This window comes from Dyella agri (assembly GCF_044904705.1).
Lineage (GTDB): Bacteria > Pseudomonadota > Gammaproteobacteria > Xanthomonadales > Rhodanobacteraceae > Rhodanobacter_A > Rhodanobacter_A agri.
Genome location: NZ_JADIKL010000002.1, coordinates 180529 through 195919 on the forward strand (window position 1 = coordinate 180529; position 15391 = coordinate 195919).

General features: G+C 68.3%; 12 protein-coding genes and 1 pseudogene. 7 read left to right on the forward strand and 6 right to left on the reverse strand.

Annotation, left to right across the window (positions count from 1 at the left end; translation table 11 throughout):
* The first annotated feature begins 56 nt into the window (after positions 1–56).
* Positions 57–293: a glutaredoxin family protein gene (locus tag ISP14_RS03440; RefSeq protein ID WP_404536288.1), complete on the forward strand. Its 237-nt coding sequence runs from the start codon at positions 57–59 to the stop codon at positions 291–293.
* Positions 294–374: 81 nt separating this feature from the next.
* Here ISP14_RS03440 and ISP14_RS03445 read toward each other — a convergent pair whose 3' ends face one another.
* From ISP14_RS03445 to ISP14_RS03455, 3 genes are read right to left on the reverse strand one after another with little or no spacing between them, the layout of a single operon-like run.
* Entirely contained in the window at positions 375–932 is a 558-nt protein-coding gene (locus ISP14_RS03445) for a YceI family protein (RefSeq protein ID WP_404536289.1), read from the reverse strand.
* On the reverse strand, positions 929–1510 hold the full coding sequence (locus ISP14_RS03450; RefSeq protein ID WP_404536290.1) for a cytochrome b: 582 nt from the start codon (positions 1508–1510) through the stop codon (positions 929–931). Before ISP14_RS03450 ends, ISP14_RS03445 begins: the two co-directional genes overlap by 4 nt.
* A complete protein-coding gene (locus ISP14_RS03455) occupies positions 1507–2130 on the reverse strand; it encodes a YceI family protein (RefSeq protein WP_404536291.1) in 624 nt (207 codons plus the stop codon). Before ISP14_RS03455 ends, ISP14_RS03450 begins: the two co-directional genes overlap by 4 nt.
* Before the next feature lie 155 nt (positions 2131–2285).
* Here ISP14_RS03455 and ISP14_RS03460 point away from each other — a divergent pair, with 155 nt between their 5' ends.
* Entirely contained in the window at positions 2286–5885 is a 3600-nt protein-coding gene (locus ISP14_RS03460) for a hybrid sensor histidine kinase/response regulator (RefSeq protein WP_404536293.1), read from the forward strand.
* 15 nt (positions 5886–5900) lie between these two features.
* On the opposite strand, the gene ISP14_RS03465 is transcribed toward ISP14_RS03460, so the two are convergent.
* Both ISP14_RS03465 and ISP14_RS03470 read right to left on the reverse strand, forming a co-directional pair.
* Entirely contained in the window at positions 5901–6320 is a 420-nt protein-coding gene (locus ISP14_RS03465; protein ID WP_404537115.1) for a DNA polymerase III subunit chi, read from the reverse strand.
* Positions 6321–6407: 87 nt separating this feature from the next.
* Positions 6408–7898, reverse strand: a complete 1491-nt coding sequence (locus ISP14_RS03470) for a leucyl aminopeptidase (protein WP_404536295.1) — start codon at positions 7896–7898, stop codon at positions 6408–6410.
* Positions 7899–7997: 99 nt separating this feature from the next.
* Between ISP14_RS03470 and lptF the strand changes: the two genes are divergently transcribed.
* The 5 genes and pseudogenes from lptF (at position 7998) to ybaL (ending at position 14900) form a co-directional block, all read left to right on the forward strand.
* Entirely contained in the window at positions 7998–9110 is a 1113-nt protein-coding gene (lptF, locus tag ISP14_RS03475) for an LPS export ABC transporter permease LptF (protein WP_404536296.1), read from the forward strand.
* On the forward strand, positions 9107–10207 hold the full coding sequence (gene lptG, locus ISP14_RS03480; protein ID WP_404536297.1) for an LPS export ABC transporter permease LptG: 1101 nt from the start codon (positions 9107–9109) through the stop codon (positions 10205–10207). Before lptF ends, lptG begins: the two co-directional genes overlap by 4 nt.
* A gap of 13 nt (positions 10208–10220) precedes the next feature.
* Complete coding sequence (ltaE, locus tag ISP14_RS03485; protein ID WP_404536298.1) at positions 10221–11240, forward strand: low-specificity L-threonine aldolase; 1020 nt, start codon at positions 10221–10223, stop codon at positions 11238–11240.
* A 60-nt stretch (positions 11241–11300) separates the two neighbouring features.
* Positions 11301–13115: a DNA helicase RecQ gene (gene recQ, locus ISP14_RS03490; RefSeq protein WP_404537117.1), complete on the forward strand. Its 1815-nt coding sequence runs from the start codon at positions 11301–11303 to the stop codon at positions 13113–13115.
* A 92-nt stretch (positions 13116–13207) separates the two neighbouring features.
* Positions 13208–14900 (forward strand): annotated as a pseudogene (gene ybaL, locus ISP14_RS03495) (YbaL family putative K(+) efflux transporter).
* A 5-nt stretch (positions 14901–14905) separates the two neighbouring features.
* On the opposite strand, the gene ISP14_RS18725 reads toward ybaL, so the two are convergent.
* Positions 14906–15163 (reverse strand): hypothetical protein, encoded by a 258-nt coding sequence (locus ISP14_RS18725; RefSeq protein ID WP_449757831.1) that lies wholly within the window; start codon positions 15161–15163, stop codon positions 14906–14908.
* Positions 15164–15391: the final 228 nt, after the last annotated feature.

The following is a 15391-nucleotide window of genomic DNA, read 5'->3' on the forward strand; positions in this document are numbered from 1 at the left end:
GCGAGTAGGTGAGGGAAGCCGGTATTCTACGCGGGCACTTTCCCATCCGCAGGCGCATGCCCGATCTCGTCCTCTACCAGCGCGACTACTGCCACCTGTGCGACATGGCGCTGGCGGTGCTGGCCGAGGCGCAGGCGCCGGAATTCGACAGCGTGTGGGTGGACGACCGCGTGGAACTGGAGCAGCGTTACGGCACGCGCGTGCCGGTGCTGCGCGATGCGCGCGACGGTCGCGAACTGGACTGGCCGTTCGACGCGGCGGCGGTGCGCGCCTTCCTGTCTGCCGCCTTGTAGGAGCGCACTCCGTGCGCGAATGCCCTGGCGCTTGATCGAGGCCAAAAGCATTCGTGCACAGGATGCGCTCCTACAGGCAGATCATTTCGCCGTCAGCAGCAGATGCGCGTGGACCTTCACGTCGGCGCCGATCACCGAGGTGTCGGCGTAGTCGCCTACGCCCACGCCGAAGTCCAGCCGCTTGAGCGTGCCGTCCACGTCCAGCGTGGCGTTCTTCCCCTGCGGCTTGAAGTCCACGGCGAGGCTCACCGGCTTGGTGACGCCGCGCAAGGTGAGTTTGCCGTCGGCGACGACCTTGCCGCCGACCTGGCGGAAGCCGGTAGTGACGAAGTGCGCCGCGGGGAATTGGGCGACGTTGAAGAAATCCTTGCCCGGCAGCGCGCCCTGCTGGTCCTTGTCGCTCACCGCGACGCTGGCCATGGTCACGTCGACGTCGAACTTCGACTGCGCGAGCTGGGCGGGGTCGTAGCTGATTGCCGCATGCCATTGCTTGAAGCTGCCACTGAAGCTGGTGCCCTGGAAGCTGCCGGTGAAGCCCAGCGTGCTGGCGGGCTGCATGGCGTAATCGGCGGCCAGTACGGCACCGGGGAGGGCGAGCGCCAGCAGTGTCGCGGCGGCGAGGAATCGGATGTTCTTCATGGACGTTCTCCTGCTTGCGTCTTGTCGTTGCGCAGCTTGCCGAACGGCAGCATGCGCCTCAGCACATCGTCACCGTCGAACACGTGGTGCTTGAGCGCGGCACCCACGTGTCCCACCAGTACCAGTACCAGGAACCAGAACAGGTATTCGTGCACCGCATGCGAGAAGTGGCGCAGCGCATCGTCTTTCGCCGCGATGCCCGGCAGGTTGAACAGCTTGAAGAACTGCAGCGGCTTGCCGGTCACCGAGTTGTACCACCAGCCGCTCAGGGGCAGCGCCAGCGCGAGCAGGTACAGCATGGCATGCGTGGCGCGCGCGGCGATCAGCTGCCAGCGCGGCGCTGGTTCCTCGCGCGGACGGCCGTCGGGCCAGCGCCAGGCCAGGCGCAGCAGCATCAGCGCCAGCACGGTGAGGCCGATCGACTTGTGCAGTGCCAGCCAGTTGATCTTCTGCATCGGGTTGCTGGCCAGGTCCATGCACAGGCCGAATACGCCGTTGCCGAGAATGGCCAGCGCCACGATCCAGTGGAAGGACTTGGCGATCGTGCCCCAATGGCGGTCGTCGCTGCGCAGCTTCATGGAGAGTCCTTGGTGGCGGTGGTGCCGGTGGAAGAATGATCGTCGCGGATTGCCTCGAGTTCCATCCACACCGATACGTGATGGCCGATCGAGTCGGAAAACGCGGTGATGCCGAAGTCGGTGCGGTCGAGGCTGGCGGTGGCCGAGAAGCCGGCGACGGTGTGCAGGCCGTACAGCGTGCGGGCTTCGCGGTTGAGGCGGAACGGGATATCGAGCGGACGGCTGACGCCATGCAAGGTCAGCGTGCCGTGCAGCACGCCGTGGCTGGCGTCGGTGCGCTCGACCGAACGGCTGGCGAAATGCGCCTCGCGGTTCTGCGCGCAGTCCAGCAAGGCATGCCCGCAGACGGCCTTGTTCCAGCCGGCGTCGCCCATGTCCACGCCGGCCAGGTCGACGTCGAGCTCCGTGCTGGCGTGGCTCCAGTCGTCCGGATCCAGGCGCAGCCAGCCACGCGCGATGTGCAGCCGCCCGAACGGTCGCGAATAGCCGTTGTGGTCGATGCTGAAGACGATCTGGCTGTGCACGGTGTCGTAGCGATAGTCGTGCGTGCCGGCGAACGCAGCCATGGCCGGCGCGGCCAGCAACAGCAATAACCAGCGTGTGGGGTGTGCCCGGGACATGCGGCGAAGTCTGGACGAACACCGTTCCCCGCGCCAGCGGCGGCACCGGAACGCAGCGTTCGCGTCGGGGATCGATGCGGCCTGTCGTGCCGGCGGCGAAGTCGCGCAGGTAGCACAGTTTTGGCATGATGCGGCGAGGGCAGGGGAATAAGCCAATGTTTGCATCGCTCGTGTTGGGAGCCGTTTTGTCTGTCGCCGCGCCGGTGCCGGGCACCGCTGGTGCGGGCCAGGCAGGCGTCGCAGCCACGGCACCCGCGCCGGCCACCGGCTTGCTGCCCACGCCGCAGTTCAAGCACTTCGACATGAGCGATGGCTTGCCCAGCTCGGCCATCAATGCGGTGGTGCAGGACCAGCGCGGGTTCATGTGGTTCGGCGGTTCCGGCGGCCTGGTGCGCTACGACGGCGTGGAATTCAAGACCTACGCGCACGTGCCGGACGAGGCGAATGCGCTGTCGTCCAACGACATCACCCAGCTGGTATGCGCGACGGACGGCAAGTTGTGGATCGGCACCGGCGACGCCGGGCTGGACCGGCTCGACCCGGCCACGGGCCGCTTCGAGCACTGGCAGCACGATCCCAAAAATCCGGCGAGCCTCTCCAGCGACGTGGTGTCCTCGCTGGCGCAGGACAGCGACGGCAGCCTGTGGGTAGGCACGCGGAACGGCCTCGAACACTTGTCGCAGGATGGCGCCAGGCTGGAGCACGTGGCTTATCTGAAGGCCATCGGCGGCGGCACCGGCAGCAACCGGGACTTGATGGTCGGCGCGCTGAAGGTCGACACCGACGGCACGTTGTGGATCGGTACCTGGTCCGGCCTGCTGTTGAAGCGGCTTCCGGACGGCAGCATCCGGCAGGTCCAGGTGGTGCACGGCGAGGACAAGCCCGACCAGATCTGGCGCATCAACGGCAGCGGCAAGGATCTGCGCATCGGCACGCGGCTCGGCTTGCTGCACGTCGACGGCGATGGCGTGGCGCGGCCGATGTTCGACGCCGCACAGTTGGCGCCGGAGTACGCCTTCGACAGCGCCCGCGACCGCTCCGGTCGCCTGTGGGTCGCCACGCTGCATGGCGTGGTCATGGTCGATCCGCACACCGGCATCCATCGATTCCACAGCCAGCCGCTGGTGCTGGGTGGCCTGCCCGGCGAATGGACCTGGCGCGTCGTCGCCGATCGCGAAGGGGGACTCTGGTTCACCTTCTACGACGGTGGCATCGCGTACCTGGCGCCGGGCTGGGAAGGGTTTTCGCGCTACACGCACATTCCGGACGACCCCAACAGCCTGCGCGACACGCTGGCCTCGGTGGTGGCGCCCAGCGCCGACGGCAAGCTGTGGGTCGGCGAGCGCGGCAAGCTCGACAAGCTGGACCCGGCCACCGGCAAAGTCGAGCACGCGCTCGACGATCTGAAGACCGAAGTGATCTCGATGGCCGAGGCCGGGGACAGCCTGTGGTTCACAGTGCGCGGCGCGCTGCACCGCTACCAGGACGGCAAGGACACCATCGTCGACGGAGACCACAAACAGTTCACCCGGCCCGAGATCCTGGTGAAAGGGGAGGACGGCGCGATCTACGTGACCGTGACGAAGGATGGCGTGGTCCGGATCGATACCCAGACGCTGCAGGCCACCCCGGTGCCGATGCCGGCCGATGCGAAGGACGTCGATGTGCGGCCGTCGGGCCTGGACATGGAGGGCGGCGTGCTCTGGTACGCGAACCACGAAGGATTGATGCGCTGGAATCCGTCCATCCGGCGGATGGAATTCGCGCCCGGCGTGCCGCGTGGCGAAGACATCCTCGCCTTCACTCCGATCGGTTCGACGTTCTGGATGCTGCGCAACGACGGGCTAGAGCATTACCACTGGCAGAATGGCAGCGCCGTCCGCGACCGCCTGGTGGGGGCAGCGCAAGGATGGAAAAGCCCGGTAGTGCTGGGCATGGACGAGGATCGCACGGGGCGCTTGTGGATCTTCGGCCAGACCGGCTTGTGGAGCTTCGATCCGGCCACCGGCAAGTTCAAGCACTACGGCGTGCAAGACGGACTGATCAACAGCGAGTTCATCAATGGCGCCGTGCGGACCGCACCAGACAGTCCGCTCTACGCGCCCACGCAGGGCGGCGTGATCGGCTTCAATCCGCTGCAGCATCGCGATCGGGCCATGGCGCCCCTGCTCGCCGTCGTCGGCATCGACGTGCATGGCAGTCGGGGCGTGCATGCGCTGCCGACCAGTCAGCAAGACATCACGCTGGCCTGGGACGATCGCGATCTGCGCGTCAGTGTACGTGCGCTTTCCTATATCAATCCGCTGGCGAATCGCTATCGCTTCCGGATGGACGGCATGGACGACGGCTGGGTCGACACGGACAACCGTGGCGATCGCGAATTCGTGGGGCTGCGCGCCGGCGACTACACCTTGCACGCCGAGGCGGCCGGTGCCGGCGGGGAGTGGGGCCAGCTGGCGGCGCCGTTGCACATCCACGTACAGGCGCCGCCATGGCAGCGCTGGTGGGCATGGCTGCTGTACGTGCTGGCCGTGGTGGCGACGGTGAGCTGGATCATGTGGGCGTGGCGGCGGCGGCTGGCGCAGCGCCATCGCATCGAACTGATCGAGCAGCGGCGCGCGCTGGCCGAGCAGGCCAGCGCGGCGAAGACACAATTCCTTGCCACGCTCAGCCACGAGATCCGCACGCCGATGACCGGCGTGATGGGCATGGCCGAGCTGCTCCTGAATACGCCGCTCGACGCGCGGCAGCAGGACTACACCAAGGCCATGCAGCGCTCCGGCGGCATGCTGATGAAGTTGCTCAACGATGCGCTGGACTTGGTGCGCATCGACGCTGGCCGGCTGGAGCTGGAGCCGGCTCCGTTCGATCCGCGCCAACTGGTCGAGGACGTGGCGCAACTGGAGCAGGGCCTGGCGTGGAGCAAGGGCCTGCGCTTTGTGGTGGAGATGGCCGACAACCTGCCGGCACAGGCGGTGGGCGACGCGGTGCGCATCAAGCAGGTGCTGCTGAATCTCGCCAACAACGCCTTGAAGTTCACCGAGCACGGCAGTGTCACGCTGCGCGCCACACTCAGCGGTGACAGCCTGCTATTCAGCGTCAGCGACACGGGTCCGGGCATTCCCGAAGGCAGCCAGGCCCGGCTGTTCCAGCGTTTCGAGCAGGAGGAGAGTCCGCAGCGCCGCGCTGGTAGCGGCCTGGGTCTGGCGATCTGCCGCGAACTGGTGGAGATGATGGGCGGCAGCATCGAGCTGCAGTCGCGGCTGGGCCACGGCAGCACCTTCCTGGTGCGGCTGCCCTTGATCGAGGTAGCTGCCGCGCCGGACGAACAGGCGGCGCCTGCGGAAACCGGCGAACGCCACCTGCGCTTGCTGCTGGTGGAGGATGACCCCATCGTCGCGGCCGTCATCACGGGCCTGCTGCAGCAGCAGGGCCATGCGGCCTGTCACGTGGCGAACGGCCTGCTGGCGCTGGCCGAGCTGGACCGGAACCGCTACGACGCGGTACTGCTCGACCTCGACCTGCCCGGTGTGGACGGTTTCCAGGTGGCGCGGCTGATCCGCCAGCGCGAGACGGGGAGGCATCTGCCGATCGTGGCGGTGACGGCGCGCTCGGGCGAAGCGGACGAGGCACATGCGCGCGAGGCCGGCATGGACGGTTTCCTGCGCAAGCCGCTCAGCGGCGAGCAACTGGCGGCGATGCTGGCGCGTGTGTTGCGCGGGGCGGGCGAGCGTGCGGAGGCCGCGGTCAGCTGAGCGCCGCGGCGGGCGTCACATGTCGTTCTTGTGCAGCTCGAAACCGCGCCGTTGGTATTCGCGCCAGCGCAGGCGCGAGCCATCGCGCTCGGCCGGGTCGGCAGCCACCACTTCCAGTACGCGCTCGCAGCGTCCGTCGTGGCAGTTCTCGCGAAGGTTGATCACCAGCGGCCGGTCGGGCGTGTCGATGCCGGGCGGCACGATCAGCACTGCAGTGTCGGCATCGTCGTCATCGCCGGCGAGCTGGTGCGGGATGAATGCATCCTCGTCGAATGCCCACAGCAATTCGTCGAGTTCCTCGGCCTGGGCGTGGTCGCGGGCGAGGATCAGGGTCGGCTGTTGCGACGCAAACGCCCGCTTCGTCAGCTCGCATACCAGCAGCAGCGGCTGCTCGCGGAAGCGTGGCTTGTCGATCAGGTAGAAGTCGGCGCGCATAGGGCAGGGATGAGTGGAGAGGAGCGAAGGAGGGGCGATGGGCATGATGCCTCAAACCATCGCCTCTAGTGCTTCACTTCGCTTCGCTCACTTTTCGCCCCGCTCGATCAGCCACTGCGCCAGCAGCGCCACCGGGCGGCCGGTGGCCAGGCCCTTGCGGCCTTCATCCCATGCGGTGCCGGCGATGTCGAGGTGGGCCCAGCGCAGGCCTTCGGTGAAACGCGACAGGAAGCAGGCGGCGGTGATCGCGCCGGCACTCTTGCCGCCGATGTTGGCGACGTCGGCGAAGCCGGAGTCGAGCTGCACCTGGTAGTCATCCCACAGCGGCATGCGCCAGGCGCGGTCCAAGGTGTGTTCGCCTGCGGCGAGCAGCTCGGCGGCGAGGTCGTCGTGCTTGCTGAACAGACCGCTGGCGTGCTTGCCGAGCGCGATCACGCAGGCACCGGTGAGGGTGGCGGCGTCGATCATCGCCGATGGCTGGAAGGTGCGCGCGGTGTAGGTCAGCGCGTCGCACAGGATCAGGCGGCCTTCGGCGTCGGTATTGAGCACTTCGATGGTCTGGCCGGACAGGCTGGTGAGCACGTCGCCGGGGCGGTAACTGTCGCCATCGGGCATGTTCTCCGCCGCAGGCACCACGCAGACCAGGTTGAGCTTGAGGCCCATCGCCACCGCGGCGATGAAGGCGCCGAGCACGCCGGCTGCGCCGCCCATATCGAACTTCATCTCCTCCATGCCGGGGCCGGGCTTGAGGCTGATGCCGCCGGTATCGAAGGTGATGCCCTTGCCGATGAACGCGTAGGGCGCCGTGCCCTCGGTGCCGCCGTGGTACTGCAGCACGACCAGCTTCGGCTTGTTCGCCGAGCCGCGGCCCACCGCCAGCAGCGAGCCGAAGCCCAGCTTTTCCATCTCGACGTGGTCGAGCACGCTGCAGTCGACCTGCTCGTGCGCCGCGGCGAAGGCCTCGGCCTGACCGGCGATGTACGCAGGCGTGCAGATGTTCGGCGGCAGGTTGGCCAGCTCGCGGGCGAAGCGCACGCCCTCGGCGATGCCGCGTGCCTGCGCCAGGCCTGCTTCCGCTTCGGCGCCGGCAGCGAAGGCCAGCGCGGCCAGCTCCGGCTGCGCGCTCTTTTCGCGCGGCTTGAAGGTGGCGGTGTAGCGGTAGGCGGTGTGGTCGGCGGCCAGCGCCGCGACGCGCACGCGCCAGGCGGCATCATGGCCGGGGACGTCCACCTCGGCGAGGTACGACACTGCCTCGGTGAGCGGCAGCTTGCCCAGCGCGCGTGCGGCCTCGATGGCCACCTTCTGGTAGCGGGCGGCGTCGAAGCCTTTCTGCGTGCCCAGGCCCACCACCAGCACGCGCCTGGCGGCGATGCCGGCCGGTGCGTAGATCAGCGTGGTGCTGCCGGCCTTGCCGCTGATGTCGCCGCTCTCTACCTGGCGCTTGATCGCGCCGCCGATGGCGCCGTCCACGCGGGCGGCAGCGCTGGTCAGCACGCCCTGTTCGTAGACGCCCACCAGCACGCAGGCGGTGTCGGCGGCTTCGGGAGCGGCGGTGGCGAGGCTGAACTGGAGGGTCATCGAGTGTTCCTGCATGGGCGCGGCGAGCGGCGAACCGGCTAGACTGGCGGTTCGCCGGCCGGCCGGGTCGGCGTTGACGGAAGCCCACAAGTTTATCGCATGCTGAGCATTCTCGACCGCTATTTCCTGCGCGAGCTGGCGCAAACCGTGGTTGCCACCGTGGTGGTGCTGATGGTGATCGTCGCGGGCACGGCGTTTGCCACCGTGCTGCAGCAGGTGGCCAAGGGCAGCTTTCCCGCCAGCGTGATGTTCCAGGTGCTGGGTCTGCGCACACTGGGAGGGCTCACCAACATGCTGCCGCTGGCCAGCATGGTCGGCGTGCTGATGGCGCTGGGCCGGATGTACCGCGAGAGCGAGATGCACGTGCTGCTGTCCTCGGGCATGGGGCCGCGGGGCTTGATGCGGCCGACGTCCATCCTCGCCGTGATACTGGTGCTGCTCACCGCGCTGGTTTCGTTGTGGCTGGGGCCGTGGGCATCGGCCACCAGCAACACCTTGGTGGCGGCCGCGAACCGCTCGGTGATCGCCGCCGGCCTCGATGCCGGCCGCTTCACCGAGCTGCCGGGCAAGGGCGGCATCATTTTCACCGACGCATTGAGCCAGGACGGCACCCGACTGGGCCGCAGCTTTGTCTCCACCCAGCGCGCCGGCAGGGACGGCCAGCAGCACATCAAACTGGTCACCGCCGGCAGTGGCGAGCTCTACCAGGAGAGCAACGGCTCCAACCGCTTCATCTCCTTCCACGATGGCTGGCAGTACGACATCCCGCTGGGTGCGGACAACTGGCGGCGCATGCAGTACCAGCGCAACGACTCCTCGCTCTCCAGCGTGACCAGCAACGATGAGGAGGATCCGGCCGAGAGCATGACCACGCTGCAGCTGCTGCGCACCGAAACGCCGGATGCGCGTTCCGAACTGGCTTGGCGCACCAACGCGCCGGCGCTGACCCTGGTGATGCTGATGCTGGCCCTGCCGCTGTCGCGGCAGAGTCCGCGCGAAGCCCGTTACGGACGCCTGATGCTGGCGATGGCGAGCTTCTATCTCTACTACTTGCTGCTGGCGCTGGGTCGCGCACAGATCGGCAAGGGGCATTGGCATCACCAGACGGCGCTGTGGTTGCTGCACCTGGTGATGTTGTCGATCGCTGGCTGGCTGTGGTGGAAGCAGTACTCGCCGCGCAAGCCCGGCAACGACAAGGCGCTGTCCGCATGAGCAGGCTCTCGATCAAGCGCGTCGACCGGCTGGTGGCGCTCAGCGTGCTCGGCGCGCTGATCGGCGTGTGGCTGGTACTCACCGGCTTCGATGCGGTGACGCAGTTCCTGCGCCAGCTCGGCAACATCGGCAAGAACGGCTTCACGCTGACCGACGCCACGGTGTACGTGCTGGTGACCACGCCGCGCCGCGCCTACGAGATGTTCGGCAACGCGGCGCTGATCGGCGGCCTGCTGGGCCTGGGCGGCCTGGCCGCCACCGGCGAGCTCACCGCGCTGCGCGCCTCAGGCATGTCGCGGCTGCGCATCGCTGCCTCGGCCACCGGCGTGATCGCGGTGCTGATCCTGGGCGTGGTGATCCTCGGCGAGACCGCCGCGCCGTGGGGCGATCAGCTCGGCCAGGCCATGCAGCTGCGCCTGAAATCCAACAACATCGGCAGCACCGGCAGCGGCCTGTGGGCCCGCGACGGCGACCGCATCATCAATGCGCGTGGCGGCACCGTGGTGCGCCACGGCGGCGACCACGACACGGTGGCGCTCGCCGACGTGCGTGTGTACACGCTTACCAAGGACGGCCAGCTCAGCCGCTTCGACTGGGCCAAGACCGCCGACCACGACGGCCGCGAATGGGTGCTGCACGACGTGCGCAGCACCACGCTGGACGATACCGGCGTGCACAGCAGTGCCGCGGCCAGCGAGCAGTGGGAGTCCAGCCTCAACCCGCAGGTGCTGGCGCAATCGGTGATCCAGCCGCAATACCTGTCGATGCGCGACCTGCGCCGCAACATGCGTTACCTGGAAAGCAACGGCGAACGCCCAGGCGTCTACGCCGTGGCGTTCTGGACCCGCGCACTGTATGCGCTCAACGTGCTGGTGCTGGTGTTGTGCGCGATGCCGTTCGCTTTTGGCACGATGCGCTCCGGCGGCCTCGGCAAACGCATCTTCATCGGCATGCTGCTGGCGATCACCTGGTACTTCCTGCAGAAGGCGATGGTGAATTTCGGTACCGTTTACGGCTTGCCGCCGCTGCTCGCCAACCTGCTGCCGGCGACCTTGCTGGCGCTGGTGGCCTGGCTGTATTTCCGCAAGCACGCGTGAGGCGGGAGAAGCAATGAACCTGGTCGACCTGCGCAGCGACACCGTGACCAGGCCCACGCCGGCGATGCGCGCCGCCATGCTGGATGCCGAGGTGGGCGACGACGTCTACGGCGAGGACCCCACCGTCAACGCGCTGCAGCAGCGGCTGGCCGGAGATCTGGGTTTCGAGGACGCGCTGTTCGTGCCCAGCGGTACGCAGAGCAACCTGCTGGCGTTGATGAGCCATTGCGAGCGTGGCGACGAATACCTGGTCGGCGCCGATGCGCACACCTACAAGTTCGAGGGCGGCGGCGCGGCGGTGCTGGGCTCGATCCAACCGCAGCCCATCGTGCAGGCCGACGACGGCACGCTGCCGCTTGCGCGCATCGCCGCGGCGATCAAGCCGGTCGATCCGCACTTCGCACGCACGCGCCTGCTGGCGCTGGAGAACACCTGGCACGGCCGCGTACTGCCGCTGGATTACCTGGGCGCCGCGCACGATTTCGCCCGCGAGCGCGGCCTGGCCCTGCATCTGGACGGCGCGCGCCTATACAACGCGGCCGTGGCAAGTGGCGTCGGCGCACGCGCCATTGCCCAGCACTTCGACAGCGTGTCGATCTGCCTGTCCAAGGGCCTGGGAGCGCCGGTGGGATCGGTGCTGGTGGGCTCCGCGCCCTTGATCGAAAAGGCGCGGCGCTGGCGCAAGGTCGCCGGCGGCGGCTGGCGCCAGGCCGGCATGCTTGCCGCCGCGGGCATGCATGCGCTGGACCATCATGTGGCGCGGCTGGCCGACGACCATCGCCGCGCGGCCTACCTCGCCGGTTGCCTGCGCGAGATCGCCGGTGTCGATCTGCTCGGGCAGCACACCAACATGGTATTCGTCGACGTGCCGACCGCGCGCTTGCAGGCGCTGGACGCGCATCTGCGCGCGGTAGGCATCCGCATCAGCATCGGCTACCTGCCCACGTTGCGGTTGGTGACGCACCTGGACGTGGATGACGAAGGTGTCGAGCGGGTGGTGCGCGCGTTCCGCGATTTCTTCGGCAAAGCCTGACGCGGTTCAGGTGTCTTCGCGCCATCCGGTCTGCGACGCCGGTTTGCTAGCATGCGCGCAATGATTTCCAGCGCGCTAGACATCCTCCACAGCGTTTTCGGCTACCCCAGTTTCCGCGGCCAGCAGCAGGCCGTGGTCGAGCACCTGGCCGAGGGCGGCGATGCGCTGGTGCTGATGCCCACCGGCGGCGGCAAGTCGCTGTGCTACCAGATTCCGGCGCTGCTCAGGCAGGGCACCGGCATCGTGGTGTCCCCGCTGATCGCGTTGATGCAGGACCAGGTGGATGCGCTGCGTGCCGCCGGCGTGGCGGCGGCCTATCTCAACTCCAGCCTCGATGCGCAGGCGCAGCGCGAGGTGGAGCGGCAGTTGCTGGCGGGCGAGCTGAACCTGCTCTACGTGGCGCCGGAGCGGCTGCTGACCGGGCGGTTCCTCGGGCTGCTGGAACAGACCGAGGTGGCACTGTTCGCGATCGACGAGGCGCATTGCGTATCGCAGTGGGGCCACGACTTCCGCCCCGAGTACCGCGAACTCACCGTGTTGCACGAGCGTTTTCCGCAGGTGCCGCGCATCGCGCTCACCGCCACCGCCGACCCGCGCACGCGCGAGGAGATCGTGGAGCGCCTGGCGCTGACGGAGGCACGCCAGTTCGTTTCCAGCTTCGACCGGCCGAACATCGGTTATCGCGTGATGCTGAAGCACAACCCGCGCACGCAGTTGATGCAGTTCCTCGACGGCCACCGCGGCGAGGCCGGCATCGTCTACGCGCTCAGCCGCAAGAAGGTGGACGACACCGCCGCATGGCTGGCCGAGGCGGGCATCGAAGCCCTGCCGTACCATGCCGGCCTCGATGCCGCCACGCGCGCGAAGAATCAGCAACGTTTCTTGCGCGAAGACGGCGTGGTGATGGTGGCTACCGTTGCCTTTGGCATGGGCATCGACAAGCCCGACGTGCGCTTCGTGGCGCACCTGGACCTGCCGCGCAGCATGGAGGGCTATTACCAGGAGACCGGTCGCGGCGGCCGCGATGGCCTGCCCGCCGAGGCGTGGATGATCTACGGCCTCGCCGACGTGGTGACGATGAGCCAGATGATCGCGCAGTCCGAATCGGCGGACGAGCGCAAGCGTATCGAACGGCAGAAGCTGGAGTCGCTGCTGGCCTACGCCGAAGCCACCCGCTGCCGCCGCGAGCTGCTGCTGGGCGCGTTCGGCGAGGACTACCACGGTCCCTGCGGCGGCTGCGACAACTGCGTGGAGCCGCCGAAGACGTGGGACGCCACCGTGCCCGCGCAGAAGGCCTTGTCGGCGGTGTACCGCAGCGGGCAGCGTTTCGGCGCCGGCCACGTGATCGACATCTTGCGCGGCGTGGACAACGAGCGCATGGGCCAGCTCGATCACGACAAGCTCAGCACCTTCGGCATCGGCGCCGACATGGACGAAAAAGGCTGGCGCTCGGTGTTCCGCCAGCTGCTCGCTGCTGGCCTGTTGGCTACCGATGCAGAGGGTTACGGCATTTTGCGGCTCACCGTGGCCAGTCGCGACGTGTTGCTCGGCAAGCAGGCGGTGCGTTTGCGCGAGGATGCCAAGCCGGTGCGCTCCGCGCGCCGCCGCCGCGACAGCCAGCTGGTCACCGGCGCCAACCTCGGCATCGAGGCCTACGAGCAGCCGCTGTGGGACGCCTTGCGCGCGCTGCGCACGCAGCTGGCGCGTCAGCAAGGCGTGCCGCCCTACGTGGTGTTCCATGACGCCACGTTGCTGGCCATGCTGCGCGCGATGCCCGCGAACGAAGACGAGCTGGCCCAGGTCAGCGGCGTGGGCGAGGCCAAGCTCAAGCGCTACGGACGCGATTTCCTCGCGGTGATCAACGCGGCGGAGTGAGCCGCCGCGGCGACGCGCTTGTGCCTGTCGCCGGATGCTCTTACAAGGGGAGCCGCACCGCACACGGAAAGCCCACCCGCCGAGGATCGCCCATGCACGAAGCCCCGCTCATCGCCACCCTCGTCAGCGGCATCGTGCTGGCCTTCGTGTTCGCGGCGCTGGCACATCGGCTGAAGCTGCCTGCGCTGGCGGGTTACCTGCTGGCTGGCGTGGTGGTGGGGCCGTTCACGCCGGGCTACGTGGCGGACGGCCACATCGCGCACGAGCTGGCCGAGGTCGGCGTAGTGCTGCTGATGTTCGGCGTGGGCCTGCATTTCTCGTTGAAAGACCTGCTGTCGGTGAAATCCATCGCGATCCCCGGCGCGCTGGGGCAGATGGCGGTCGCCACTGTGCTGGGTCTGTTGCTGGGCTGGGCGATGGGCTGGCCGTTCGCGCAGGGCTTCGTGTTCGGCCTTGCGCTCTCGGTGGCGAGCACCGTGGTGCTGCTGCGCGCGATGGAGGAGCGCCGGCTGATGGAGACCGAGCGCGGCCGCATCGCAGTGGGCTGGCTGATCGTCGAGGATCTGGCGATGGTGTTGGCGCTGGTGCTGTTGCCCGCGGTGGGCGGAGCGCTGGCCACGGGGCAGGGTGTCTCGCTCGGTGCGCTGGCAGGCACCGTGGGCCTGGCGATCGGCAAGGTGGCGCTGTTCGTGGCGCTGATGCTGGTGGTCGGCAAGCGGCTGATTCCATGGATCCTCGCGCGCGTGGCGATCAGCGGTTCGCGCGAACTGTTCCGCCTCGCGGTGCTGGCGATCGCGCTGGGCGTGGCGTTCGGGGTTGCCGGGCTGTTCGGCGTGTCCTTCGAGCTGGGCGCGTTCTTTGCCGGCATGATGATGGGCGAGTCGAAGCTGGCCCACGACGCGGCCGAGGAAACCCTGCCGTTGCGCGACGCGTTCGCAGTGCTGTTCTTCGTTTCCATCGGCATGCTGTTCAACTTCCGCGTGGTGCTCACCGAACCGCTGGTCGTACTGGCAGCGCTGGCGATCATCGTGCTCGGCAAGTCGCTGGCAGCGCTGCTCATCGTGCTGGCGTCGCGGCGGCCGCTGCGCACCGCGCTCACCATCGCGGTGAGCCTGGCGCAGATCGGCGAGTTCTCCTTCATCCTGATCGGCGTAGGCGTGGCCCAGCAGATGGTGTCGAAGGAAGCGCAGGACGTGCTGCTGGCCGCGGCGATCGTATCGATCCTGGTCAATCCGCTGCTGTTCAAGTTGTTCGATCGCGCCAAACCATGGCTGGACGCACGCGAGGCGGCGCAGGCCGCCGCGATCGCACCGCCCGACGAGCCCGCGCCGGAACAGGCCGGCGACCTTGCCGGCCACGTCGTGGTGGTGGGCTATGGCCGGATGGGGCGCTTGCTGTGCGACGAACTGTTGCATCACGGCAGCAGCTTGCTGGTGATGGAGATGGAGCCAGAGCGCGTCAAGGAATTGCGCGCCCAGGGCATCCGCGTGGTGTCTGGCCACGCCGCGCGCGACGAGGCGCTGGCCGCCGCCAATCTCGGCGCCGCCAAGGCCTTGCTGGTGACCGCGCCGGATGCGTTCGAGGCCGGCGAGATCGTGCGCGTGGCGCGCCGGCTCAATCCGCGGCTGTCGATCTATGCCCGCGCCGGCTCCGGCGCTGCCGTTGCGCACCTGCGCGAACAAGGGGCCGACCTGTGTGGTGTCGGGCGAGCGCGAGATGGCGCGCGGCATGCTCGACAACTTGTTCGCGGATGTGGCGGAAGCGGCGCCAGCCACCGCCGCCTGAGCAGTTCAGCCGACCAGCAGCCAGTCCTCGTCATTGATGCTGGCCTGCGCCAGCCGCGCCGGCGGTTCCGCCAGATAGCGCCAGTGCTCCAGTACCACCGGCAGGCGTGCGCGTGGGCAGCTCGTATGCAGGTATGCCAGCGCCGCCGCCACGTCGTCGTGCCGCGCCAGCTCGCAATCCCCCAACAGGCTGCGCCAGCGGCGCCCGTGCCGCACGATGCGGAACAGGCCGAACTTCGAGGGGGCTACGTACTGCGCCGGCATGACCACGATCCTCGAGAGACGAGACGTGCAGTCTGGATCGCGTGCATGGCTCGCCGGTGATCCGCCGGTGGCAGTGGGGTGACAATCGCTGGTCGCCCGGCGGCCAGTGTGGCGGAATTGCGTCGCTGACCGTCGGGCAAGGGGTGGCCGACCGACTTGTATGCCTTGCCGCGGTTTGAACCGTTCCGTGAGGCGAGCCTCCGTGGTTGCGTGCTTGCCGCTTCGCGG